At 70.5% G+C, this 24,461-nt stretch carries 20 protein-coding genes and 1 pseudogene; 8 read left to right on the plus strand and 13 right to left on the minus strand.

All coding sequences use genetic code 11. The annotated features are described in order from the left end of the window. The first annotated feature begins 165 nt into the window (after positions 1 to 165). Positions 166 to 2,358 (plus strand): SpoIIE family protein phosphatase, encoded by a 2,193-nt coding sequence (locus ACIBCJ_RS19720; RefSeq protein ID WP_362107604.1) that lies wholly within the window; start codon positions 166 to 168, stop codon positions 2,356 to 2,358. A gap of 87 nt (positions 2,359 to 2,445) precedes the next feature. On the opposite strand, the gene ACIBCJ_RS19725 is transcribed toward ACIBCJ_RS19720, so the two are convergent. Continuing rightward, a complete protein-coding gene (locus ACIBCJ_RS19725; RefSeq protein WP_365980046.1) occupies positions 2,446 to 4,773 on the minus strand; it encodes a transglycosylase domain-containing protein in 2,328 nt (775 codons plus the stop codon). A gap of 293 nt (positions 4,774 to 5,066) precedes the next feature. Here ACIBCJ_RS19725 and ACIBCJ_RS19730 point away from each other — a divergent pair, with 293 nt between their 5' ends. From ACIBCJ_RS19730 to ACIBCJ_RS19750, 5 genes are all read left to right on the plus strand, one after another. Next, entirely contained in the window at positions 5,067 to 6,005 is a 939-nt protein-coding gene (locus ACIBCJ_RS19730; protein WP_133887148.1) for an SPFH domain-containing protein, read from the plus strand. Beyond that, positions 5,951 to 6,295 carry a hypothetical protein gene (locus tag ACIBCJ_RS19735; protein WP_393529563.1) on the plus strand — a complete coding sequence of 115 codons (345 nt, stop codon included), beginning with the start codon at positions 5,951 to 5,953 and terminating at the stop codon, positions 6,293 to 6,295. Before ACIBCJ_RS19730 ends, ACIBCJ_RS19735 begins: the two co-directional genes overlap by 55 nt. A 159-nt stretch (positions 6,296 to 6,454) precedes the next feature. Further along, the gene (locus ACIBCJ_RS19740; RefSeq protein WP_362107594.1) at positions 6,455 to 6,979 is read left to right on the plus strand and encodes a PadR family transcriptional regulator; all 525 of its coding nucleotides are present in this window, start codon (positions 6,455 to 6,457) and stop codon (positions 6,977 to 6,979) included. After that, positions 6,976 to 7,665: an ABC transporter ATP-binding protein gene (locus ACIBCJ_RS19745; protein WP_362107591.1), complete on the plus strand. Its 690-nt coding sequence runs from the start codon at positions 6,976 to 6,978 to the stop codon at positions 7,663 to 7,665. Before ACIBCJ_RS19740 ends, ACIBCJ_RS19745 begins: the two co-directional genes overlap by 4 nt. Beyond that, positions 7,662 to 10,004, plus strand: coding sequence for an FtsX-like permease family protein (locus ACIBCJ_RS19750; protein ID WP_362107588.1), 2,343 nt, complete (start codon positions 7,662 to 7,664; stop codon positions 10,002 to 10,004). The genes ACIBCJ_RS19745 and ACIBCJ_RS19750 overlap by 4 nt, the downstream gene beginning before the upstream one ends. A 44-nt stretch (positions 10,005 to 10,048) precedes the next feature. On the opposite strand, the gene ACIBCJ_RS19755 is transcribed toward ACIBCJ_RS19750, so the two are convergent. Continuing rightward, entirely contained in the window at positions 10,049 to 10,987 is a 939-nt protein-coding gene (locus ACIBCJ_RS19755) for a LysR substrate-binding domain-containing protein (RefSeq protein ID WP_362107585.1), read from the minus strand. A gap of 138 nt (positions 10,988 to 11,125) precedes the next feature. On the opposite strand from ACIBCJ_RS19755, the gene ACIBCJ_RS19760 reads away from it, so the two are divergent. Together ACIBCJ_RS19760 and ACIBCJ_RS19765 are read left to right on the plus strand one after the other, a co-directional pair. Next, positions 11,126 to 11,680, plus strand: a complete 555-nt coding sequence (locus ACIBCJ_RS19760; RefSeq protein WP_003973945.1) for a peroxiredoxin — start codon at positions 11,126 to 11,128, stop codon at positions 11,678 to 11,680. 6 nt (positions 11,681 to 11,686) lie between these two features. Beyond that, entirely contained in the window at positions 11,687 to 12,223 is a 537-nt protein-coding gene (locus ACIBCJ_RS19765) for an alkyl hydroperoxide reductase (RefSeq protein ID WP_121748979.1), read from the plus strand. A 211-nt stretch (positions 12,224 to 12,434) separates the two neighbouring features. On the opposite strand, the gene ACIBCJ_RS19770 is transcribed toward ACIBCJ_RS19765, so the two are convergent. The 11 genes and pseudogenes from ACIBCJ_RS19770 to ACIBCJ_RS19820 form a co-directional block, all read right to left on the minus strand. Next, the gene (locus ACIBCJ_RS19770) at positions 12,435 to 13,850 is read right to left on the minus strand and encodes an AI-2E family transporter (protein ID WP_362506482.1); all 1,416 of its coding nucleotides are present in this window, start codon (positions 13,848 to 13,850) and stop codon (positions 12,435 to 12,437) included. Positions 13,851 to 14,022: 172 nt separating this feature from the next. Further along, the gene (locus ACIBCJ_RS19775) at positions 14,023 to 14,721 is read right to left on the minus strand and encodes a transglycosylase SLT domain-containing protein (protein WP_362107577.1); all 699 of its coding nucleotides are present in this window, start codon (positions 14,719 to 14,721) and stop codon (positions 14,023 to 14,025) included. Positions 14,722 to 15,146: 425 nt separating this feature from the next. Next, positions 15,147 to 16,472 (minus strand): PhoH family protein, encoded by a 1,326-nt coding sequence (locus ACIBCJ_RS19780; protein ID WP_362107574.1) that lies wholly within the window; start codon positions 16,470 to 16,472, stop codon positions 15,147 to 15,149. A 1,287-nt stretch (positions 16,473 to 17,759) separates the two neighbouring features. Beyond that, positions 17,760 to 18,539: a class I SAM-dependent methyltransferase gene (locus ACIBCJ_RS19785; RefSeq protein ID WP_365980047.1), complete on the minus strand. Its 780-nt coding sequence runs from the start codon at positions 18,537 to 18,539 to the stop codon at positions 17,760 to 17,762. 2 nt (positions 18,540 to 18,541) lie between these two features. After that, a pseudogene (locus ACIBCJ_RS19790) lies at positions 18,542 to 19,322 on the minus strand (LLM class flavin-dependent oxidoreductase). Between the two features lie 133 nt (positions 19,323 to 19,455). Continuing rightward, positions 19,456 to 19,842 (minus strand): hypothetical protein, encoded by a 387-nt coding sequence (locus ACIBCJ_RS19795; RefSeq protein ID WP_365980048.1) that lies wholly within the window; start codon positions 19,840 to 19,842, stop codon positions 19,456 to 19,458. A 296-nt stretch (positions 19,843 to 20,138) separates the two neighbouring features. Next, entirely contained in the window at positions 20,139 to 20,741 is a 603-nt protein-coding gene (locus ACIBCJ_RS19800) for a hypothetical protein (RefSeq protein ID WP_365980049.1), read from the minus strand. 80 nt (positions 20,742 to 20,821) lie between these two features. Further along, a complete protein-coding gene (locus ACIBCJ_RS19805; protein ID WP_365980050.1) occupies positions 20,822 to 22,174 on the minus strand; it encodes a hypothetical protein in 1,353 nt (450 codons plus the stop codon). Then, on the minus strand, positions 22,171 to 22,503 hold the full coding sequence (locus ACIBCJ_RS19810; RefSeq protein WP_365980051.1) for a hypothetical protein: 333 nt from the start codon (positions 22,501 to 22,503) through the stop codon (positions 22,171 to 22,173). Before ACIBCJ_RS19810 ends, ACIBCJ_RS19805 begins: the two co-directional genes overlap by 4 nt. Before the next feature lie 89 nt (positions 22,504 to 22,592). Next, entirely contained in the window at positions 22,593 to 23,639 is a 1,047-nt protein-coding gene (locus ACIBCJ_RS19815) for a hypothetical protein (RefSeq protein WP_399282860.1), read from the minus strand. After that, complete coding sequence (locus ACIBCJ_RS19820; RefSeq protein WP_365980052.1) at positions 23,627 to 24,286, minus strand: hypothetical protein; 660 nt, start codon at positions 24,284 to 24,286, stop codon at positions 23,627 to 23,629. Before ACIBCJ_RS19820 ends, ACIBCJ_RS19815 begins: the two co-directional genes overlap by 13 nt. Between the last annotated feature and the right edge of the window lie 175 nt (positions 24,287 to 24,461).

Below are 24,461 nucleotides of genomic sequence, written 5' to 3' on the forward strand. Positions count from 1 at the left end.
CGTGAGCGAGGGGTACGAGGGCAACACGGAGACGGGCCGCAGACGGTCCGCCGGTGACACAGGAACTGCCTCTGACCACGCGGGAATCCCGTTCCGTGGGCACGGATTGCGGGTATCGGGATTTCTGCGGGACGAACTGCACGCGACGCGCGCAGTCCCGGACGGATGGATTCGACACGCGTGACGGAGCACCCGACCTCCTTCGACCGCCCCACGACGGGCGCGGACCCCACGGATCCCCGCGGGGCGCTCCTGCGTGCCCCCGGGGCGCCGGGCGCCTCCGGGTCCGCGTTACCGGCCCAGGGGCCCGCCGGGGATCCGCCGCCCGGCGCGGGCGCGGACGCCCCGGGGACCTTCGAGCACGCCCAGCCGGGCGCCGAGCACGCCGCCGAGTCCGACGCGCACCGTCCGCGGCCCGTGGCCGAGGGCGTCCCGGTCCAGCCGGACGGCGGGCGGCAGGGCGGCGCGCCGCCGAGCGGTGCGGACCCCGGCGACTCCCCCTCGGACGGCGTCTCCCCGGGCGGCGGCGGGCGGGCCGGACTGCTGCGGTCCGGCTCCGGGGCACCGGCCGGCGCCGCGGTCCGGCGCGGGGCGCCGCCGGAGCAGGACCGGCGTACCGGGCAGCCCACCGCGCCGGGGCAGCCCACGCCCATGCGGCGGGACGGCGACCGGCTGCGCTTCGTCGGGGCCGCGACCCGGCGGATCGCCCGCGGCATGGACCTCGACGAGATCGTGATGGGGTTGTGCCGGGCCACCGTGCCGACGTTCGCGGACGCCATCCTCGTCTATCTGCGCGAGCCGCTGCCGGTCGGCGACGAGCGCCCCACCGGCCCGCTGGTGCTGCGGTTGCGGCGCACCGACCGGATACCGGCCGAGCGGGACACCGAGGGGGCCTTCACGCCCGCGGCCCCGCCCGAGCCGTCCGAGCTGGAGACGGTCGGCGCCGAGCTGTGCGAGGTGCGGCCGGGCAGTGCGCTGGCCGAGGTGCTGCGCGGGGTGCGCCCGGTGTTCACGGACGCGCCCGCCGCCCGCGCCGCACTGCCGGAACTGCTGGGCGAGGACCGCGACTTCGCGCTGCCCGACGGCCGCAGGGCGATCCTCGCGCCGCTGCGCGGCCGGCGCCGGGTGATCGGCGCCGCGCTGTTCCTGCGCGGCCCGGAGCGCGTCGCCTTCGAGGCCGACGACCTGCTGGTGGCCGCGCAGCTCGCCACGCACAGCGCGCTCGGCATCGACAAGGCGGTGCTGTACGGGCGTGAGGCGTACATCGCCGACGAGTTGCAGCGCACGATGCTCCCGGAGAACCTGCCGCGCTGCACCGGCGTGCGGCTGGCCTCCCGCTATCTCCCGGCCGCCGAGACGGCGCGGGTGGGCGGCGACTGGTACGACGCCATCCCGCTGCCCGGCAGCCGGGTCGCGCTGGTCGTCGGGGACGTGATGGGCCACTCCATGACGTCGGCGGCCATCATGGGTCAGCTGCGGACCACCGCGCAGACCCTGGCCGGGCTCGACCTGCCGCCGCAGGAGGTGCTGCACCACCTGGACGAGCAGGCCCAGCGCCTGGGCACCGACCGCATGGCGACCTGCCTGTACGCGGTGTACGACCCGGTCTCGCACCGCATCACCGTCGCCAACGCCGGGCATCCGCCGCCCGTCCTGCTGCACCTGGGCGGCCACGCCGAGGTGCTGCGGGTGCCGGCCGGCGCCCCGATCGGGGTGGGCGGCGTGGACTTCGAGGCCGTGGAGCTGGACGCCCCGGCCGGCGCGACCCTGCTCCTGTACACGGACGGGCTCGTCGAGTCCCGGCTGCGGGACGTGTGGACCGGCATAGAGCAGCTGCGGGAGCGGCTGGCGGCGACCGCGCAGCTGACCGGTCCCGACCATCCGCCGCCCCTGGAAGCCCTGTGCGACGAGGTGCTGGACATGCTCGGCCCGGGCGACCGGGACGACGACATCGCGCTGCTCGCCGCCCGCTTCGACGGCATCGCGCCCAGCGACGTGGCGTACTGGTTCCTCGATCCCGAGGACGCGGCTCCCGGAAAGGCGCGGCGTCTGGCCCGGCGGGCGCTCGCCCGCTGGGGCATGGAGGACCTCACGGACTCCGTGGAGCTGCTCGTCAGCGAGGTCGTGACCAACGCGGTGCGCTACGCGTCGAAGCCGGTCACGCTGCGGCTGCTGCGCACCGACGTGCTGCGCTGCGAGGTCGGCGACGACGTGCCGCAGCTGCCCCGGCTGCGGCAGGCGCGGGCGACCGACGAGGGCGGGCGTGGGCTGTACCTGGTGAACCGGCTGGCCCGGCGCTGGGGCGCGACCCGGCTGAGCACCGGCAAGGTGGTGTGGTTCGAGCTGAACCGCGGCTGAGGCGGAGGCGCGCGGGAGCAGCGAAGGGCGAAGGGGCGCCCGGTGAGCACCGGGCGCCCCTTCGCGCGTGGAGTGGTCGTCGGCGGTCTACGGCACCAGGTCCGCGCCGGGGAAGTCGGGTTCCCCCGACTCGGTGGAGCCGCCGCCGTCGGGCGGTGTCTCGCCGCTGGACGCGCTGTTCGACGGCGACTGGGACGGCGACTCGGGCGGTTCCTCGGTCGTCGGATCGCTGGACGGCGGCGCCTTGGTCGTCGGGTCGTCGGACGGCGGCGGCTCCTCGCTCGTCTCCTCCTGCGAGGGCGACTTGCTCGGCGACTCGGAGACCGTCGGCGACTTGCTGGGCTTGACCGCGGCGCCCTGCTTGGTCTCCAGTTCGAACTTGGTCACTTCGTCCATGACGCCGAAGGTGTACGCGGACCAGATCTCCGCCGGGGGGCCGCCGCCGTTGACGCGGTAGTCCACGCCGGCCGCCTTGTACATGGGGACCTGCTTGTGCGGGGGCGTGTCGTCCTCGCCGAACAGGCCGACCGAGGTGACCAGGCCGGGGGTGAAGCCGGTGAACCAGGCCGACTTGTTGTTGTCGGACGTACCGGTCTTGCCGGCCACCTGCTGACCGTCGCGCAGCGGGTTCTCCCGCACGGACGTCTTGGCCGTACCGTCGTCGACCACGCCGGTCAGCACGGAGGTCACGGTGTCCGCGGCTTCCCGGCTGATGACGTTCTCACCCACGGGGTCGGGCATCTCGATCGTGCGGTCCTTGTGCTCGACCGCCTTCACGATCGCCGGGGTGACCTTCTTGCCGTGGTTGTCGAAGGTGGCGTAGACGCCGGCCATCTCCAGGGGGCTGGCGCCCATGCTGCCCAGGGTCTGCGCGGGCACGGCCTGCTCGCCCTCGGTGTCCATGCCGAGGTCGGCGGCGACCTTCATGACCTCGGACATGCCGACGTCGGTGCCCATCTGCGCGAAGACGGAGTTGACGGACTTGTTCATCGCCTCCTGGACGTCGATCTCGCCGTAGTCCCGGTCGTCCTCGTTGGGCGGGGCGAAGCCGACCTTCTGGTCGCCGTCCATCACGGGGCGTTCGCTGTCGCCGTCGTAGAGGGTGTTGGCCGTGATCGGCACGCCGTCCTGGGTCTCGGCGTCGTGGTCGACGGCGGCGGCGAGGATCACCGGCTTGAAGGTGGAGGCGGGCTGGTAGTCGTCGCGGGTGGCGTTGTTGGTGTAGTGCTTCAGGTAGTTCACGCCGCCGTACATCGCCACGACGGAGCCCGTCTTCGGGTCGACCGAGACGGCTCCGGCCTGGACGTCCGCGTCGACCTTGCGCTTGTCGGGGTCCAGCTTGCCGGTGAGCTTCTCCTTGACCGCCTTCTCCAGCGCGGCCTGCTTCTTCTTGTCGATGTTGAGGGTGACGGTGTAGCCGCCGAGGTCCACCAGGGCCTTGGCCTGCTCCATGTCCTCGGCGGCGCCCTGGGCGACGAGCTGCTTCCTGAGCGCGTGGTCGGCCGCGTCGACCAGGTAGCCGACCTGGCCCTCCTTGCCGGCGGCGGCCTTGGGCTCCTTGGGCTCCGGGAACTTCATGCCCTGCCGGTCGCCCGCGCCCAGCCACTTCTGCTCGACCATGTTGTCCAGGACGTAGTTCCAGCGCTGCTGGACGAGCTTCTTGCCGGTCTCGCTGGCGATCGCCCAGTCGTACTGGTTCGGGGCCTGGAGCAGGGCCGCGAGGTAGGCGCCCTGCTCGACGGTGAGGTCCTCGGCGTCGACCCGGTAGTAGGCCTGGGCGGCGGCCTGGATGCCGTAGGCGCCGCGGCCGTAGTAGCTGGTGTTGATGTAGCCGGCCAGGATGTAGTCCTTGGACTTCTCCCGGTCCAGCTTCAGGGAGATGACCAGTTCCTTCAGCTTGCGCGAGACCGTCTGTTCCTGGGTCAGGTAGTAGTTCTTGACGTACTGCTGGGTGATCGTCGAACCGCCCTGGGCGCCCTTGCCGGAGAGGGTGTTGAGCACACCGCGCGCGGTGCCCTTCAGGTCGACGCCGGCGTCGTTGTAGAACGTCTTGTTCTCGGCGGCGACGAAGGTGCGCTGGACGTCCTTGGGGATCTTGGCGAGGTCGACGATCTCGCGGTTGCGGTCGCCGGTGCGGGCCATGACGCTGCCGTCGCTGTACTTGTAGACGTTGCTCTGCAGCTCCGCCTCGGGGTTGCCCTCGGGGATGTCGATCATCATGTACAGCACGATGAAGGCGCCCATGCCGAGCAGGCAGAGGCCGAAGAAGGTGCCGAGGATCTTCTTCCAGGTGAACAGCCGGCGTATGCGGCTCTTGCCGCCCGCGGCACCGCCCGCGGTCGACGAACGGCGGCGTTTCGGCGCCGCGCGGCGTCCACCGCGCTGCCGCGCTCTTCTCTCTTCCGCTCGTCCCATGGGTCCGATCCGCTCCGCTTCGGTCATCTGTGGGCACGTCTCGCTCACGTGTCACACAGGTTCGTCGCTCAGGTCAGCTCAGAAAGCTAACACCGGGAGATATGACAAACGGCAACTGATCCGGCCTTGTACGGACGTGAGAATCAGCACCCGCTCCACAGGAACCGACGTACGAGAGGGGTTCAGGGTTGTGATTCCGCGGTAAAGTGATATCACTTAGCTAGACAAGCGATAGACGAACACACAGATGCCGCGGCGCGCCCTGGCCCGCCCGGCGAGAACGGGGGACACCCATGTCCACGCACGATGCCCCGCAGGTCACCGCGGATGTGCCCGAAATGCCGGCGCCCCGGGTACGGGAGCAGCAGGCGCACAGCATCGGCGGCGGTTTCGCGCTGCTGCTCGGTCTGGTCGGGCTGCTCGTCGGAGCGGGCCTGGTCGTCACCGCCACGGCGGTCGACTCGGCCGGCGGCAAGGCCGGGCTGATCATCGGGGGCATCCTGATCGCCCTGGCCGCGTTCCTCGCGATGTGCGGGCTGAACATGGTCGCGCCGGGCGAGGCCCGCGTGGTGCAGCTCTTCGGGCGGTACCGGGGCACGATCCGCCAGGACGGCCTGCGCTGGGTCAACCCCTTCACCTCCCGCACCAAGATCTCGACGCGGGTGCGCAACCACGAGACGGCCGTCCTGAAGGTCAACGACGCCTACGGCAACCCCATCGAGCTGGCGGCGGTCGTGGTGTGGCGGGTGGAGGACACCGCGCAGGCCACCTTCGAGGTGGACGACTACATCGAGTTCGTCTCCACCCAGACCGAGGCCGCCGTGCGGCACATCGCCATCGAGTACCCCTACGACGCCCACGACGAGGACGGCCTCTCGCTGCGCGGCAACGCCGAGGAGATCACCGAGAAGCTCGCCGTCGAACTGCACGCGCGCGTGGAGGCGGCCGGCGTGCAGATCATCGAGTCCCGCTTCACCCACCTCGCCTACGCGCCGGAGATCGCCTCGGCGATGCTCCAGCGGCAGCAGGCCGGCGCGGTGGTCGCGGCCCGGCGCCAGATCGTGGACGGCGCGGTCGGCATGGTCGAGGCGGCGCTCGCCCGGATCAGCGAGCAGGGCATCGTGGAGATGGACGACGAGCGCAAGGCGGCCATGGTGTCCAACCTGATGGTCGTGCTCTGCGGGGACCGCGCCGCCCAGCCGGTCCTGAACACGGGGACGCTCTACCAGTGACACCCCCGTCCGAGGGTTCCGCGCCGTCCGGGGACTCCGCGCCCGAGGGCCCGGCCCCCAAGCGCCGGCCGCAGCAGCGCAAGCAGGTGCTGCTGCGGCTGGACCCGCACGTGTACGAGGCACTGGCCCGCTGGGCGGGCGACGAGCTGCGCTCGGCCAACGCCCAGATCGAGTTCCTGCTCCGCCGGGCCCTGGCCGAGGCGGGCCGGCTGCCCGGTGACACCGGGCCGCTGCCGCGCCGGGGCCGCCCGCCGAGGAGCGGCGGACCCGACAACGCGCCGCCGTCCTGACGGCTGGGCGGGGGCGCTCCGCGAGGCGCCGCCCCCGCCGTAGCGGAACCGTGACAATCGGCCCCGACCTGCGGCGCCGCCCCCTCCCTGCACCGGCCGCCACGGCCTCTGCACGGTGCGTATACATAGCGCGTATACACCGTGTGTAGAGTGCTCGTCATGTCCATCGGTCACACCCTCCTGGGGCTCCTGGAGTCCGGTCCGCGCCACGGTTACGACCTCAAGCGCGCCTTCGACGAGAAGTTCGGTCACGACCGGCCGCTGCACTACGGCCAGGTCTACTCGACGATGTCCCGCCTGCTGAAGAACGGCCTCGTGGTGGTCGACGGCATCGAGGCGGGCGGCGGTCCCGAGCGCAAGCGGTACGCGATCACCGACGAGGGGATCACCGACGTACAGCAGTGGCTCGCCACGCCGGAGAAACCCGAGCCGTACCTCCAGTCGACGCTGTACACCAAGGTCGTCCTCGCGCTGCTCACCCACCGCGACGCCGCCGACATCCTCGACACCCAGCGTTCGGAGCACCTGCGCAGCATGCGCATCCTCACCGACCGCAAGCGCAAGGGCGACCTCGCGGACCAGCTCATCTGCGACCACGCCCTCTTCCACCTCGAGGCCGACCTGCGCTGGCTGGAACTGACCGCCGCGCGCCTCGACAAGCTCCGTGAGGCGGTGACCCGATGACTCCTCCCGCAGGTTCCCTGCTGTCGGCCGAGTCCCTCCGCAAGGCCTACGGCCCGACCCTCGCCCTCGACGACGCGGAGTTCTCCATCCACCCCGGCGAGGTCGTCGCCGTCATGGGCCCCTCCGGGTCCGGCAAGTCGACGCTGCTGCACTGCCTCGCCGGCATCGTGACGCCCGACTCGGGGACGATCACGTACAACGGGAGTGAGCTGTCCGCGATGTCCGACGCCCGGCGCAGTGCGCTGCGCCGCTCGGACTTCGGTTTCGTGTTCCAGTTCGGCCAGCTGGTGCCGGAGCTGACCTGCGTCGAGAACGTCGCCCTCCCGCTGCGCCTGAACGGCACCTCCCGCAAGGAGGCCGAGCGGACCGCGCTGACCTGGATGGAGCGGCTGGAGGTCGACGACCTCAGGAAGAAGCGGCCCGGCGAGGTCTCCGGCGGCCAGGGGCAGCGGGTCGCGGTGGCGCGCTCGCTGGTCACGAGCCCCCGGGTGCTCTTCGCCGACGAGCCGACCGGCGCGCTGGACTCCCTCAACGGGGAGCGCGTGATGGAGCTGCTGACCGACGCGGCCCGTTCCACCAACGCCGCCGTCGTGCTGGTCACGCACGAGGCACGGGTGGCCGCCTACTCCGACCGCGAGATCGTCGTACGCGACGGCAAGTCCCGGGACATGGAGCGCGTCGTATGAACGTGCGCCAGTGGGCCGCGGACCTGATGCTGGGCGTCCGCTTCGCCTTCACCGGGGGCCGGGAGGGCTGGACCCGGGCCGTGCTGACGGCCGTCGGCGTCGGGCTCGGCGTGGCCCTGCTGCTGCTGACGACGGCCCTGCCGAACGCGCTCACCGTCCGGCACGACCGGGAGGCGGCGCGCTCCGACATCACCTTCGCCATCGATCCGATGCCGAAGGCGGACGACACGCTCGTGGTCGCCCACGTCGACGAGGACTTCCGCGACGACGACGTCCGCGGCCGGGCCCTGGAGCCCGAGGGGCCGCGGGCACCGCTGCCGCCCGGGGTGGAGAAGTTCCCCGCGGTGGGCGAGATGGTGGTCTCACCCGCGCTGAAGGAGCTGCTGGACTCGGACTCCGGGGCGCTGCTGCGCGAGCGGCTGCCGGACCGGATCGTCGGCACCATCGCGGAGGAAGGGCTGATCGGCTCGGCCGAACTCGCCTACTACCAGGGCGCGGAAGGACTCGCGGAGCACATCACCGCGGGCCGGATCGAGCGCATCGACCGCTTCGGCGACCCGAAGCCCGGGGAGCAGCAGTCCGACCCGGTGCTGCTCCTGCTGATCCTCGTCGTCTTCGTGGTGCTGCTGATGCCGGTCGCGGTGTTCATCGCCGCAGCCGTGCGCTTCGGCGGCGAGCGGCGGGACCGGCGGCTCGCGGCGCTGCGCCTGGTGGGCTCCGACAGCCGCATGACCCGGCGCATCGCCGCCGGTGAGGCCCTGGCCGGCGCGGTCCTCGGGCTGGTCTTCGGCGCCGGGTTCTTCATGGTCGGGCGGCAACTGGCGGGCAACGCCGAGGTGTTCCGCATCAGCGTGTTCCCCAGCTACCTGAACCCCTCCCCGGTGCTGGCCCTGCTGGTCGCCGTGGCGGTGCCGGCGGCCGCGGTGCTGGTGACGCTGTTCGCGCTGCGCGGGGTCGTCATCGAGCCGCTCGGCGTGGTGCGCGCGGGCCGGCCCGCCCGGCGCCGGCTGTGGTGGCGGCTGATCCTGCCGCTGGCCGGACTGGCGATGCTCTACCCGATGATCGGCAACGGGCGCGAGAACGGCGATTTCAACCAGTACCTGGTGACCGGCGGTGTGATCCTGCTCCTGGTGGGCGTGACCGCGCTGCTGCCGTGGGTCGTGGAGAGCGTCGTCGCGCGGCTCGGCTCCGGCGGTGTGGCCTGGCAGCTGGCCGTGCGCAGGCTGCAGCTGAGCAGCGGTACGGCGGCCCGGATGGTCAACGGCATCGCGGTGGCGGTCGCCGGGGCGATCGCGCTTCAGATGCTGTTCGCCGGCGTGGACGACGACTACACCAAGTCCACCGGGCAGGACGTGTCGTGGGCGCAGATGGAGGCGACCTTCCCGAGCGGGACCCCGACGGACCGGGCGGCCGGGAAGTTCCGCGACACCAAGGGCGTGAAGGAGGTCTTCGGCTACTCCGAGGGCTGGCTGGGCGACCGCCCCCAGGACCCCAACAACGGCACGACGCTGACTGTGGGCGACTGCACCGCGCTGCGGGAGATCGCCCGCCTGCCCTCGTGCGCCGAAGGGGACGTGTTCGTCGTCCACGGCGCCGAGTGGGACGGCGACGAGGACGTGACGAAGCTGGCCGTGCCGGGCCGGAAGCTCTACGCGGACCCGTCCTACGAGGGCGGCCCGAAGCGTCCGGCGGTCCCCTGGACGATGCCGGAGGGCGTCAAGGCCGCGAAGCCGCGTACCGGTCTGCTGGCCGGGACCGACCGGGGCGGGTTCCTGATGACGCGGGAGGCGATGCCGGACGCGCTCGTGCCGGCGCTGGACGGGCACGCCTACCTCCGGCTGGACGAGTCGGTGCCGGACGTGCACGACCTGGTACGGAACACCACGGCGTCCATCGACCCGCTGGCGGACACCGTGACCTGGGCCGAGACCGAACGCACCGACCGGTTCGACGCCGTCCGCACCGGCCTGTTCGTGGGGGCGGCCTGTGTGCTGGCGCTGATCGGCGCGAGTCTGCTGGTCTCGCAGCTGGAGCAGCTGCGCGAGCGGAAGAAACTGCTGTCCGCCCTGGTCGCCTTCGGCACCCGCCGTCGCACGCTCAGCCTGTCGGTGCTGTGGCAGACGGCGATCCCCATCGTGCTCGGCCTGCTGCTCGCCTCCGCGGTGGGCCTGACACTGGGCACGGTGCTGCTGAAGATGACGAACACCCCGGTCCACGTCGACTGGACCGGCGTCCTGTCCATGACCGGCATCGGCGCGGCGGTCGTCCTGGTCGTCACGCTGTGCAGCCTGCCGCCGCTGCTGCGGCTGATGCGGCCGGAGGGACTGCGGACCGAATAGCCGCACCGGCAGGTGACCGGGCGACCGCTCCGACGGGCGGTCGCTCAGTCGTGCACCGTCCGCACCGGGAGGTCCGCCATCGCCTCGCGAAGGGCCACCGCCAGCTCCTCGTACTCCGCCGCGCGGGCCGCTCCGGTGCGCATCGCCAGGGCGACACGGCGGGTGGGCGCCGGGTCGGCGAAGGACGCGGTGAGCAGCTGGCTGGAGCGGGAGGTCTCCACGCGGACGGCGGTGCGGGGCAGCAGCGTCACCCCGAGGCCGCCCGCCACCAGCTGCACCAGGGTGGACAGTCCGGCGGCCGTCGTGGTCGCCGGGACGTCCGCGCGGCCGGCCTCGCGGCAGATGTCGAGGGCCTGGTCGCGCAGGCAGTGCCCCTCGTCGAGCAGCAGCAGCTTCAGCTCGCGCAGCACCGAGCGCGCGAGGCCCTCCCGGCCGCCGAGCCGGTGGTCGAGCGGCGTGACCAGGACGAAGTCCTCGTCGAAGAGCGGCAGTTCGCTGACGCCGGGGACACCGAGCGGGACCGCGAGCAGGAGCAGGTCGAGGCGGCCGGACGTCAGGCCCTCCAACAGGCTCGCGGTCTGCTCCTCGTGGACCTGGAGGTCGAGGTCGGGATAGCGGTCGTGGACCAGCCGCAGCACCGTCGGCAGGAGGTACGGCGCGACGGTCGGGATGACGCCGAGCCGCAGCGCGCCGGTGAAGGGCGCCCGTACCGCCTCCGCCTCCTCCAGCAGCGCGCCGACCTCCGCCAGGACCGCCTTGGTCCGCACCGCGAGCCGTGCACCCGCCGGTGAGAGCAGCACCTTGCGCGTCGTACGCTCCAGGAGCGTGACACCCAGTGCCTCCTCCAGGGCGGACACGGCGCCCGAGAGCGCCGGCTGGCTCATGCCGATCGCCGCTGCGGCGTCGCGGAAATGCAGGTGCTCGGCGACCGCGTCGAAAGCCCGCAGCTGAGCGAGGCTGGGCTGCCTCTTCTTGTTGGACACTAATAGCCACCTCCGATCAACTCGACCGAGTGTAGCTATTTCACTAATCAATGCACCCTGTGCCAACATCATCAGCGTCCAACCCATGGGAAACGCTCGCAAAGCGGGTGTTTCTTCGCTGCACTTATTGGAGAGCGCGTGCTCACTGTCGGTGACAAGTTCCCCGAGTTCGATCTGACCGCCTGCGTCTCGCTGGAGAAGGGCAAGGAGTTCCAGCAGATCAACCACAAGACCTACGAGGGTCAGTGGAAGGTCGTCTTCGCGTGGCCCAAGGACTTCACCTTCGTGTGCCCGACCGAGATCGCCGCCTTCGGCAAGCTGAACGACGAGTTCGCCGACCGTGACGCCCAGATCCTCGGCTTCTCCGGCGACTCCGAGTTCGTGCACCACGCCTGGCGCAAGGACCACCCGGACCTGACCGACCTGCCCTTCCCGATGCTGGCCGACTCGAAGCACGAGCTCATGCGTGACCTCGGCATCGAGGGCGAGGACGGCTTCGCGCAGCGCGCGGTCTTCATCGTGGACCAGAACAACGAGATCCAGTTCACGATGGTCACCGCCGGCTCCGTCGGCCGTAACCCCAAGGAGGTCCTGCGGGTCCTCGACGCCCTCCAGACCGACGAGCTCTGCCCGTGCAACTGGAGCAAGGGCGACGAGACCCTCGACCCGGTCGCGCTGCTGTCGGGGGAGTGATCTGACATGTCGCTCGATTCCCTGAAGTCCGCCGTACCGGACTACGCCAAGGACCTGAAGCTCAACCTGGGCTCGGTCATCGGCAACTCCGACCTCCCGGCGCAGCAGCTGTGGGGCACCGTGCTGGCGACCGCCATCGCCTCGCGCTCCCCCATCGTGCTGCGCGAGCTGGAGCCGGAGGCGAAGGCGAACCTCACGCCTGAGGCGTACTCGGCCGCCAAGTCGGCCGCCGCCGTCATGGCGATGAACAACGTCTTCTACCGCACCCGGCACCTGCTGTCGGACCACGAGTACGGCACCCTGCGCGCCGGCCTGCGGATGAACGTCATCGGCAACCCGGGCGTCGACAAGGTCGACTTCGAGCTGTGGTCCTTCGCGGTGTCCGCCATCAACGGCTGCGGCATGTGCCTGGACTCGCACGAGCAGGTGCTCCGCAAGGCCGGTGTCGACCGCGAGACGATCCAGGAGGCGTTCAAGATCGCCGCCGTGGTCGAGGCGGTCGGCGTCACGCTGGACGCCGAGGCCGTCCTGGCCGGCCAGTAGTCGCGCGCCCGCCCGGCACGCGCGGCACGGGCCCCGCTCACCGGAAGGTGGGCGGGGCCCGTTTCGCGTTGCCGTGCCGTACCGGGGCGGGGCCGAGGCGGAGTGCCTGGGGCAGGCGGCAGGCGGCAGGCGGCAGGCGGCAGGCGGCAGGCGGCAGGCGGCAGGCGGCAGGCGGCAGGCGGCAGGGACAGGTGCCCCGCACCGCCTTCCGTTACGCCGGGGAGGCGTCCGACGGCGGACCGGCCTCCGGTGGGTCCTGGGCCTCGGGGGCGTCCGGGCCCCGGTCGAGGGCCGGGGCGGCGTCGGTCGACGTGGCACCGTGCGGCCGCGGCTTCTGCCGCAGGGCGGCCTCGCGGGAGTACGCCCGCAGGTAGCCCACGACGGTGTTGGTCACCGCGACCAGCGGTACGGCGACCACGGCGCCGCCGATGCCGGCCACCATGCCGCCCGCGGCCACGGACAGCACCACCGCCAGCGGATGGACCCGTACCGCGCGCCCGAGGATGAACGGCTGCAGGATGTGGCCCTCGATCTGCTGCACCACCAGCACCACGACGAGCGTCATGACCGCCGCGAACATGCCCTGCGTCACCAGCGCCACGACGACCGCGAGGGCGCCCGAGACGACGGCGCCGACCAGCGGGACGAAGGCGAACAGGAAGATGAACACGGCCAGCGGGACGGCCATCGGCACGTCCAGGAAGTAGATGCCGAGACCGATGAAGATGGCGTCGATCAGCGCCACGATCACCGTGCCGCGCACGTAGGCGGTCAGCGTCCGCCAGGCGCGGGGGCCGGCGCCGGCCACTCCCGGCCGGGCGGCCGCGGGCACCAGCTTCAGCGACCACTGCCAGATGCGCTTGCCGTCGTAGAGCAGGAAGAGCGTCGAGAAGGCGGCCAGCAGGATGCCGGTGAGCGCCTCGACGACGACCGTGACGCCCTCGAGTCCGGCCGACGTTATCTGGTCGGTGTTGGCGCCGACCGCTTCGCGCAGGTTCTTGGCGATCTCGTTGATCTGCTTGTCGGTGACGTGGAAGGGGCTGTTCAGCAGCCAGTTGCGCAGCTCGTCGATGCCGTCCTGGACCTGGTCGGAGAGGTTGTCGATGTTCTCCATGACCTGCCAGGTGACGAACCAGCCGATCAGCCCCATCACCACGAACCCGAGGATCGCGGTCAGGGCGGTGGCCGGGCCCCGGGGCACCCCGTGCCGGCGCAGCCAGGCCACGGTCGGCTGGAGCAGCGCGGTGATCAGCAGCGCGGCCACGAACGCCAGCACCACCAGCTGTACGGCGCTGATGATCCGCATCAGCACCCACACGGTGCCCGCGAGGACCAGCAGCCGCCATCCGGCCTCCGCGGCCACCCGCACTCCCCAGGGCACGGCTAGGGCCGGGTCGGGGCGGTCGGTGACGGCGACCGGGCCGTGCGCGTCGAGGTGCTCCTCGGCCGCGCCCGCGGCCGTGTCGTCAGGCGTGTCGTGCGGGTGCCGCCGCCCGGGACCGGAGACCGGCCCCGGCCCGTCGTCGACGTCGCGCCGGCGCGCCTCTTCGCGACGCTGCTCCAACCGCTCGCTCACCTGCGTCAGTCCGGCACCGAGCCGGCCGAGCCACCCTGGCACTCGTGACATGATCCGTCCTCTTCCCCCGTCTTTCCCCACCACTCCCCCCGGAGTCCTTCCGGTCCGACCGTACAGGGCGGGAGCGCGAAAGCCCCTCACCGTGAGACGGCGAGGGGCTGCGCGAGGTTGAGCGTGGGTCCCGACGGGGTACGGCGGTCGGCTCAGGGGCCTGGTGCCGGGCTCAGTACCAGTGGTTGGCCTGCCAGAAGCCCCATGCTTCGCACGGGCTGCCGTAGCGGTTGTTCATGTAGCTGAGGCCCCACTTGATCTGGGTGGCCGGGTTGGTCCGCCAGTCGGCGCCCGCGGAGGCGTACTTGCCGGCCGGGAGGGCCTGGAAGAGACCGTAGGCGCCGGAGGAGGCGTTGACGGCCTGGTAGTTCCAGCTCGACTCGTGGTTCACGATGTTGCTGAAGCACTGGAACTGGCCGCTCGGCACCATCTGACGGGCCATCGCCTGAATCTGGCCGGTGCTGTAGGAGCTCTGGACGGCGAAGCTGGTGGCGTCGCGCTCGGCGTCGCGGCTGGCCGCTTCCTTCGCCGCCTCACGCTTCTTGGCGTCCGCGGCCGCCTTCTTGGCCTTCTCCTGCTTGGCCACGGCGGTCTCGGCGGCTGCCTTGCGGGCCGCCTCCTCGGCGTCCTTCTTGGCGCTCGCGTCCGCGGCGATGGCCTGCACGTCGGCCTGCTGCGTCAGGGACGCGGTCTGCACCTGCGCCTGCTCACCCATGGGGATGTCGGCGAGCAGGGTCGTGCCTGCTGCCGTCGCCTCCGCGTCGTCGTTGCTCTGCGCGACGCTGCCCGAGGCAACGCCGACGACGCTTCCGACGGCGGTGACCGCCGTGGCCGAGGCCACTGCGAATCCCCGGACCGAGATCCGGCTCACACGGTTTCCTTCCAGCATCGCCCGCTTCGGTGACCCTCGCGGACGCAATCGTGCCCCTGGCACTGACCTCCCCAACTACGGGTCACGGGAGGCACGGGCCCGGTGGACAACTCCCCTGCGGGAGGCGCCGTGTGATGCTCGGGCGGCATACGACTCTGCTATGGAGTTGGCGTGGTGCTTCTGTGGTGCTGTACCGCTGGGGGTACGGCTGTGTCGTATGCGGGGCCTGACAGGAATGAGACTCTGCCGCAACCCGACGGGGTGAGGCAATTCTGCGTTGCGTGTGAAAGCTCACATCTCGTTTGGCCCAAGGGATTCCCGGAAAGTCGCACACAGCGAGGCGCCGCCCGGCTAGGCTCTCGGCCTTTCGGGCGGCGCCGACTGGTGGGTGACCGACCCTGGTCGGGCCGGAGCTCGCGGCCGGGTCAGATGTGCCCTTCCTCCAGCATTTCGGTGACAAGTGCCGCGATCTGGGACCTCTCGGAACGCGTCAGGGTGACGTGCGCGAAGAGCGGATGCCCCTTCAGCTTCTCGACGACGGCGACCACTCCGTCGTACCGGCCCACCCGCAGGTTGTCCCGCTGCGCCACGTCATGGGTGAGGACCACCCGCGAGTTGGCCCCGATCCGGGACAGCACGGTCAGCAGGACGTTGCGTTCGAGCGACTGCGCCTCGTCGACGATCACGAAGGCGTCGTGCAGCGAGCGTCCCCTGATGTGGGTGAGCGGCAGGACTTCCAGCATCCCGCGCGCGGTCACCTCCTCGATGACCTCCCGGCTGGTGACGGCCGACAGCGTGTCGAAGACCGCCTGCGCCCAGGGGCTCATCTTCTCGGCCTCGGAGCCGGGCAGATAGCCGAGCTCCTGACCGCCCACCGCGTACAGAGGACGGAAGACCATCACCTTCTGGTGCTGCCGGCGCTCCAGGACCGCCTCCAGACCGGCGCAGAGCGCGAGCGCCGACTTGCCGGTGCCGGCCCGGCCGCCCATCGACACGATGCCGACGTCCGGGTCGAGCAGCAGGTCGAGCGCGATCCGCTGCTCCGCGCTGCGGCCCTTGATGCCGAACGCCTCCCGGTCGCCGCGCACCAGCCGGACGTCGCCGTCGGGCGTGACCCGGCCGAGGGCCTTGCCGCGCTCGGACTGAATCGTCAGCCCGGTGTGCACGGGCAGCGCGGCGGCCTCGGGGACGTGGATGTGCCCTTCCTCGAAGAGCACGTCCACCTGCTCGCCCGGAAGGGTGAGTTCGGACATCCCGGTCCAGCCCGAGGCGTCCGTGATGGCCAGCTCGGCGCGGTACTCCTCGGCGAGGAGTCCGACGGAGGACGCCTTGATCCTGAGCGGGAGGTCCTTCGAGACGACGGTGACGTCGAAGCCCTCCGCCTGCAGGTTGCGGGCGACCGCGAGGATGCGGGAGTCGTTGTCCCCCAGGCGGTAGCCGGTGGGCAGCACGCTGGGGTCCGAGTGGTTGAGCTCGACACGGACGGTGCCGCCGAGGTCCCCGATCGGGATGGGGGCGTCGAGGCGACCGTGCCGTACCCGGAACTCGTCGAGCAGGCGCAGGGCCTGCCGGGCGAAGTAGCCCAGTTCGGGATGGTGCCGTTTGGCCTCCAACTCCGTCACCACGACGATGGGGAGCACGACCTCGTGCTCGTCGAAGCGGCTCAGGGCGTTCGGGTCGGCCAGCAGGACGCTGGTGTCGAGAACGTAGGTGCGCCTATCGGGCTTGTGGCGCTTTGTGCTGGTCACCACGGAAGGACGTACCCCCTCGGAAGAGGTCGGGGAGCGACGGAGTGGACGCTGGGCCGGGAGGGCGGGAACGAGCCGCGCCGGGAGAGCGGGAACGAGCCGCACTCGGAGGGCGGGAACGAGCCGACCGGTCCAGGGCCTGCCGGACGGAAGCCGTCAGGCAGGTCCTCCAGGCCGCCCTGCACTGGCGCGGGCCGTGGACCGGCCCTCCGCCGCGTCTTCCGTGCCGTGACCGCACGGTGGGGCTGGTGCAAAGGGCCTCCCGGGCGGACGGCTCCGTGCCGTCCGCTGAGATCCGACACCCGTGGTTCGGGCGTCGACCTGCTTGCCTTATGCCCTGGAACGAGCGCCGCCATGCCACGCCCCGGGGCGGCGCACCGGTGAACTCCTCGTTACGGGCGCACCAGGGTCAGGGGGGCGGAGGAGTGTCCTGGAGGCGGGACAGAAAAACGGGCCGGTCCGTGGGGGGGGAGACGGACCGGCCCGAGGGGGGGGTTCCACCATAACCCTTCGTAAGTGATGCTGCGTGCATCGGCGTGCCACAACTACTCTCCGGAGTCGTCCGGCGACGCCCGGATGGCCCGGACGCCCCCATTCCGCCCTGAATCATGGCCGGAACGCGGTGAACCCCGGGTGAGCGCCCGATTCGCGGGTGGACGGAGTGGCGGAAGGTGCGGTCCGACCGCCGGCCGGATCGGCGCCGGGCACGCGCGGAGCGGGGTGACGCCTCCCCCGTCCGGGTGACGCCGACGGCGCACTCCGACTTGACCCGGCACCGCGCAGCCCCCTCCACTGCGCGGTGCCACGCGCGTAGCTTTGCTCACGCGAATCACATGGATCTGAACTTACGTCACCCCGCGGTCCGGATTCGACCCTGGAAGGACACCGCTGAATAACGATGTGGGCGCCCTGTGAGGATCGGGGGGCGATTCCGCTCCCCGAGGCACCCTGCTCCGATCACGCGGATATTTGCGAAGGTGTGCGAAGATGCGCCCATTACGCCCGGAAGATCCACCCTCCGGACGGCACGCAGCCCCGGAACGACCTGTCCTCGCCTCACCCTCCCCTGACGTCGGCTCACGCCGACGACGACCGGGGTTCCTTGTACGGGAACGGGCACCCGCGCCTTCCGCGGACGCGGACGGCGACGGTTCCTGGCCAAAATGCGCCCGTCCGAGCAGGCCGGTCGTAGCCGCGGTCGCGGTCGCGGCCACCGTATGGGTGTATGGGTGTATGGGTGTATGGGTGTGACGGCGTGCGCTGCACGGCTTGCGCCCTACGGCTCGCGCTCTACGGTTTGCGCGCGTCGAAGAGATGACGGGAGCTGTGGGCGACGAAGGGCCCGTTGGCCCGGATGTGCTCGTGCAGGTCGCGCAACCGGTCGCGGTACGCCTCGACGGTGAACCCGGGGACCATCCACACGACCTTGCGCAGGAAGTGGACGACGGCACCGACGTCGAGGAACTCCATCCGGAGCCGCTCCGCCCGCAGCTCCACGACCTCCAAGCCCGCCGCCTCGGCGTCGGCGCGCTCCCGCTCGGGATCACGTTGCCGACGAGTGGTCTCGGGCAGCGGCCCGAGGAAGTACTCGACGAGCTCGAAGACACTGGCAGGCCCGACGTGCTGGGCGAAGTAGGTACCGCCGGGCGCGAGCACCCGGGCGACGTCCTCCCAGTGCGGCTCGACGGGATGCCGGCTCACCACCAGGTCGAAGGCGCCGTCCGCGAAGGGAAGGCGCGCGTCGTCGGCCGAGGCGACCACCGGGACACCGCGCGGGCGCAGCAGCCGGGTGGCCTCCACGACGTTGGGCGCCCAGCCCTCGGTGGCGACGACGAGCGGGGCCCGGTCCGGTCCGGCGGCGTCGAGGGCGAAGTCCAGCACCTCCCCGCCCCCGGTCTGCACGTCCAGTACCGCGGTGGCCGCGGTCAGCCGCCCCGCCATGGACCGCGCGTATCCCCAGGACGGCCGCGCCTCGGTGGCCCGCCCCTGGAACCAGGAGAAGTCCCAGCCCTCGGTGGGTACGGAGGCGCCTTCGGCCACGAGATCGTCGAAAGAACGGGAGTCGGACATGGCTAGGCCACCACCAGGGGCCGGACCTGCTCGGCGGCGAACCGCACGAACCCCTCCGGATCGGGCTCGTCGCCGGTCGGCTGGAGAATCACGGTGTCGGCCCCGGCCCCGGCCAGCCGCCGCACGACGTCGGCCACGGCCTCCGCGTCCCCGGCGACCCCGAGCTCCGGCACGTCCGCGACGCCTTCGGCGACCAGTTCGGCCCGCAGCCGCTCGTGGGCGCCGGGACCGGTGGCGGTGAGGAGGTACACGACGACCCGGTGCGGGTCACCCGTCCGCCCCGCCGCCGCGCGTCCCTCGTCGATCAGCCGCCGGGCCCTTCGCACCCCGTCGGGCGGCGTGTTCGCGGTGAGGACGGTCCCGTCGGCGGCCTCACCGGCCAGCCGCAGCGAACGGGGCCCGGTGGCGCCGGCGAACACCTCGGCGGCCTGCTCCGGGGACCAGCGCGACGTCGTCGAGCCGCACGTAGCGCCCCTCCACGGTCACCCGCTCCCCCCTCAGCAGCGACCGCAGCGCGAGGAGATGCTCCCGCAGCAGCGTGACCGGTGACTCGACCCGCGCCCCCACCTGACCCATCCAGTCCTGAACCCCGTGCCCCACGCCGAGGATCGCCCGGCCGGGGAACATCCGGTGCAGCGTGGCGGCCTCCATCGCGGTGACGGCCACGTTGCGCAACGGCACGGGCAACAGCCCGACCCCGACCCGCACCCGCTCGGTCCACGCGAGAGCGGCGGCGGCCGTGGAGATCCCACCCTCGCGGAAGCAGTCCTCCCACAGCCACAGCTCCTCGAGCCCCGCCTCTTCGGCGGCCCGAGCCACGGCACGGAGCCGCTCGGGGGCGAGCTGGGGGCGGAATACGGCGCCGAGTCCTGTCATGGTGCCTTCCTATCGTCGGCCGGGCCCCCGTTCAACACCATTACGACGCCGCCCCCAGCGGGTCCTCGAAACGAACGGTCCCGACGATCCCTCTCAACACCGCCCGGTACTCCTCCCGCCGGGCGCCCGAGACGGCGCTGATGGTGAACACGGCCAGCCGCCTGCAGTCGGGGTGAGGGAGGTGGGCGTGGACTTGGAGGACGGGGTGCTGAGGGAGCCCGCTCTCCGCGGCGCAGCGCACCGTCGTCTCACTGAGGACGACCGGGCCGCAGGGCACCTCCTCGAAGGCGATGCGCGTGTGCCCCCCGGCCGCGGTGACAGCACGGGCCGCCGTCACACCACGCGGAGCGACGTTCGTCTCCTGCCAGGAGATGGTGAAGAGGGAGAGCAGGGGCCGGACGCTGCTCCCGACATCATCACGGTGCAAACCGACCGCACAGTGAACCGTGCCGCATTCACGCAGCGCTCCTAACATGCGCTGACCCGATGTCAGGAGCGCCATGCACTCCTGCCGGACCAGCTCGCTCGGGGCCGCCGTGAGCAGGGGTTTAGCAGCCGCGCGCAATCGATCGGCCTCTGGCGTTTCGGGTGTCGCAAGCAGGACTTCCAGGGGCAAGGCGGTGAAGCCTGCCGGTTCAACAAACCACAACTCTGCGTGAGGGTCCTGGAGGGAGTCGTGTGCGGTAAGTACAGCAGGCCTCAAGGTGAGTCTCTTCTCAGCATCTACGGATTGGCGGGGTAGACGCCAGCGCGCTGCCCACGCTCAATGTCGTCCGGCGTGGCTCCCCAGTCGGCGAAGCGTGCACCACTACGCGCGTCGGTTCGCTGCTCAACGACGCGCAACCGACGGGGAACTGCTCCCCACCGGGGTGGCGCGGAAATGATCCCGATGAACCGGGGGTCGCCCGCGAACCAGATGGTTTCAATCTCTGCCTTCAGGCTTCTCCTGGCAAGAGGAGACATGCGACGGGACCACCATCGTCTGCGCAGGTGACTGGGAAAGACAAGTGCTAGCCACTGCTCGGGGCAGGACGGATTGGGAAATTCGAACCAGCCATACTGCTTGCTCACGATTTCTGGGCGTCTGGTCAACCCTCGCGGAGCATCCCGCACAACCCTCCACGGGTATGCGCGCAGAATTCGCAACATCAAAAAGGCGGCCGGAAAGTATTTGAGCTGGACCACCGCTCGGTACGGACCGTAGATGAAGTACGGCATGAACACCCACACGACCCAGTTGGGCGTCCAGAGCGACACCTGCAACAACACAACCCACGCTGCGATCCATCCGACCAGCCCGGTGACGATCAAGACCACATGCGCCACCCAAGCCCATCGCGTCGAGCGGTGGTCCCAGGCCGTCGCATTATTCGCAGGATGCAACTTGATACTCCCTCCGAACGAAGTCAGAATACGTGGCGAACGAGAGCGATCAATCCACCGTTGTCAATGATGAGACGGGAGCCGTCGATCCCGGCCACAGCACCGTCCTTGATGCCGTCGTCGTCGGCATCCACAGCCTTGTTGTAGAGGCCGAAACCTCCGGTGGCAATCCCAGTGAAACCTGATGCCGCCGACACAATCTTCGCAGCCTTATCCGGATTACTGAAACCGCGCACGGCTCGCGCAACAAGCTGGTTGTCCAGACTAGCGATGTGCCCAGCCTCATCGAGGGTCTTCGAGCCGTAGGTTCCCAGTTTCTGCCAGACATCCAGCGATCTTGCACCCGTTTGAATGGCATCTGTAGCTTCGATTCCCCCCTTCGCCACAGCGCCTAGCCCAGGCAGCACCCCCATGAAGTCCGCGCCCACTGAGACGGCGTTGCTCCAGAAATCCGCGTCGAGTTCGCCCTTGGTGATGCCGTCCACGAGGGACGCTCGCACCTCTGGGTCGTTGAGGCGCAGCCCAAGGGCCGTGGCACTCAGCCCGGAAGCCACCAGCATCAACGCCGCCACTGTCGCCAGCCCCAGAGGCCCGGCGAAGAGAAGCGCCACCACGCCGACCAGCCCCGCCACGAAACTGAGGATGTCCGGCAGGTTGTCGCCCAGCCAGTCGAGGACCTCGTCGAACCACCCGGGCTCATGCGGCACCAGCTTCTTCGTGGCGTCGCGGATCTTCCGCGCCCGGTAGCCGGCCTTCTCCTCATGCTCCTCGGCCAGCCGCTTCGCCTTGCCGATGATCTCCTTCAGCTCGGCCTGCGCGTCGACGAGGTCACCGTTCGCGCGCGTGAGCGCCTTCTGCGCGGCGTCCCCCTCGGCCCCTTCCTGCTTCAGGCCGGGAGCACGGCCCGCCGTGTCCGCACGCCCCTGCGCGCGCTCCACCGCGGCCTGCGCGTCCTTCGCGTCGCCCTCCAGCTTCCCGGCCCGCCGCTGGAAGTCGTCGAGTTCGCCCTCCCAGCGGTCCAGCTGCCTGGCCGCCTTGCGGACCGAGTGCGCCGCGTTCTTCAGGTTGAGCGACAGCGGCCCGCCGTCCAGTTGCTCGCGGAACGCGACCGCGGCGTCCCCCTTCCAGTAACTGCCGTCGAGCAGCTTGGTGACGAGGTCGTACGCCTCCTGGAGCACCTTCGCGCATCCGCTGAGCTTCTTCTCCAGCCCGCGCACGGTCTCCGTGTCCCCCGGCACCGGGTTGAAGCCGAGGTGGGGATACGACGGGTTGGGGATAGGCGGCGCGGACTTGAGTCCCTGCGGCTTTCCCAGGTCGGCGCGCGACTGCGGGTCGAGGGCGGCGCCGTACTGGTCGTGGCCGGTCGTGACGGTCACTGTCCGCCGCCCTTGGCCTCACGGGACTGCCGCAGCGCCGCTTCGGGTGCCTTGTCGACCTCGAGGTAGCCGTCCTTGCTCTTGCCGATGATGTCGGCGAGGTCCTCTGTTTGCTTCCCGATCTCCTCGGAGCCGTACTTCCAGTCCTCCTGGAACGCCTCGCACGCCGAGTCGAGCTCGTCCGTGCCGAGACCGACGATCGTCGCGTCCGACAGCGCCTTCCGCACGCCCTTGAGCGAACTCGACGACGTCTTCAGCGACTTCATGAACCGCCCGAGTTCGTCCCCGTCAACGGCGAGCCGCTCCGCCACCTGCCCGTCCCCTCTCACCGGTCCACTGCACCGATGAGAGGAACGACAAGGTCCGCTTTTCGTGGCGCCCTGGTGGCCGCCGCCGCCCTGGAGACTGGCGGAACTGCTCAGCGGTTGACGGCCTGGATCTCCTGGACGACGACGTCTTGCTCCCCGCCGAAGTCACCGTCGGGCAGCCGCCGCTCGCCGGCCACACCGGTGCCCGTCCAGTGGATCTTCCAAGTCACCGTGGCTTTGAGCTGGTAGGACCCGTCCCCCGACGAACGCAGGTACTTGACGCCGCACGGCGGTGTCTCGTCCGCCTTTCCCTTCGCGTACGGCTCACCGATACGGCCGTCATGGATCTCGCACGCCCCCGATGCGGGGTACGTCTCGGCATCGGGAGTGCCCGACTCGATCTGCAGCGAGACCGGTTCCGCCGTGGCCGTCGCCTTGATGCCGATTTCCCGCACGGACGCGGTGACCGAGACCGGCTTGAACTCGGCGCCGTCCAGCCACGCCCACGTCGGCAGGTTCACTTTGGTCGCCCCGGCGGGCGCCAGCGTCACCTTCGTGCCCGGGACGCGGATCTCCGCGTAGGCGAGCTCGGCGAGGACCTCCGGGGTGACGGCGTTCTCCTTGTCCGCCGGCGGCGGGTCGCCCAGGTCCACCCAGAAGTAGTCCGTGTCACACTTGTCCCAGCCCGGCGGGTAGCTCTTGTTCACGTACGAGCCCCACCAGTACCCCTCGCCGGTCTTGTCCTTGTTGAAGCCCTTCTTCTCATCCTTCGCGTTGTACTTCTCCCGCTGCTCGGCATCCCACTGATACCCCGTGGACTCGGCCTCCCAGATCGGCTCCAGGTAATCCTGCAACTCCTTGGGTGAGAACTTCGGGGCGTACCAACACGCCGGCGGCGACCACGAGGTGGACGAGGTCACCGGGCCGACCGATGCGCCACTCCCGTTCTTGGAACGGTCGAAGACGACACCGCCCACGGTGACCGAAACGGTGCCGTCGCCGCCGGCGTCGGCGCGCTGCTCCGTGGCCGTGTTCTCCGTATTGCCGTCCAGAATGTCGTCGGCGTGTGCCGCCCCGGGCAGGACGAGAAGTGACAGACATCCGCTCACCATGAGCGTGACCTGCACCGCCTTCTTCGCACGAGTCAGGGCTGGCACCGGTCACTCCCACTCTGCGAGGCGATCTTCTGGATCTCCCACACGCCCTCACCGTTCTTCTTCAGTGACGTGTGATAAATGACGTAGCTCTTTGCAGAGACCTCGGTTTTCCGTACCTTGCCGGTCTCGAGGTACTTCACGTACGCCTTGCCCTGGTCTTCGCAGTACGTGAACGAAGCGGTGCCGTCCTCGTCGACCGTCACTTCGGGGGCGTAGAAGCGGTAACTTCCCGTGATCCCAGCCTTCTGGTCCACGTAGTTCTGAATGAACTTCTGCGTGCCGGCGGCTGCCTCTCCCTCGTAGTAGTAGAGGTACGCCTGGTCGAGGGCATCCTGGTTCACGATCGCGAGGTCCACCGCCTTGATGGACTGCTCGCCGTCCGCAAGGACCGCGTCCTTGTCCTTGTCCCCCGTCTTGGGCCACTCGAACTTGTAGGAAAGGTCGGCGGGCAACTCGATCTTCGGCCTGGCGGCCTCCGGTGACTCGGAAACGGTCGGCGAGACCGACGGTGAGGCACTGCTCGTGTCCGCCCCCGTGATCTTGTCGTTGTCACCGGAACTGTCGTCGCTTCCGCACGCGGACAGCGTCAGGGCCGCGACGGCGGTCAGCGTGAGCGCTGTGATGAGGGTGGGTCGGCGGCGATTCACGGTCAGCTCCTGGGGGGACGAGACTTCTCTTGAGCGAAGCAACGCTATCCATCGGGGTGGAGGGACACCAGAGCTGACCTCGTGATCATGCTGTGTCTACGAGACGACCCGGACACTCACCGGGATCCGTCGGCCGAAGGCTCAGACCCGGAGCGCACGTTGACACCCGCAGGAG

It is taken from the genome of Streptomyces sp. NPDC051136, assembly GCF_044455745.1.
Lineage (GTDB): Bacteria > Actinomycetota > Actinomycetes > Streptomycetales > Streptomycetaceae > Streptomyces.

Coding starts and splice junctions, on each gene's coding strand:
- ACIBCJ_RS19725 (WP_365980046.1), bottom strand. CDS start 4,773: ATGGGACGAGCGGAAGAGAGAAGAGCGCGGCAGCGCGGTGGACGCCGC.
- ACIBCJ_RS19730 (WP_133887148.1), top strand. CDS start 5,067: ATGTCCACGCACGATGCCCCGCAGGTCACCGCGGATGTGCCCGAAATG.
- ACIBCJ_RS19720 (WP_362107604.1), top strand. CDS start 166: ATGGATTCGACACGCGTGACGGAGCACCCGACCTCCTTCGACCGCCCC.
- ACIBCJ_RS19785 (WP_365980047.1), bottom strand. CDS start 18,539: ATGTCCGACTCCCGTTCTTTCGACGATCTCGTGGCCGAAGGCGCCTCC.
- ACIBCJ_RS19765 (WP_121748979.1), top strand. CDS start 11,687: ATGTCGCTCGATTCCCTGAAGTCCGCCGTACCGGACTACGCCAAGGAC.
- ACIBCJ_RS19750 (WP_362107588.1), top strand. CDS start 7,662: ATGAACGTGCGCCAGTGGGCCGCGGACCTGATGCTGGGCGTCCGCTTC.
- ACIBCJ_RS19770 (WP_362506482.1), bottom strand. CDS start 13,850: ATGTCACGAGTGCCAGGGTGGCTCGGCCGGCTCGGTGCCGGACTGACG.
- ACIBCJ_RS19745 (WP_362107591.1), top strand. CDS start 6,976: ATGACTCCTCCCGCAGGTTCCCTGCTGTCGGCCGAGTCCCTCCGCAAG.
- ACIBCJ_RS19740 (WP_362107594.1), top strand. CDS start 6,455: ATGTCCATCGGTCACACCCTCCTGGGGCTCCTGGAGTCCGGTCCGCGC.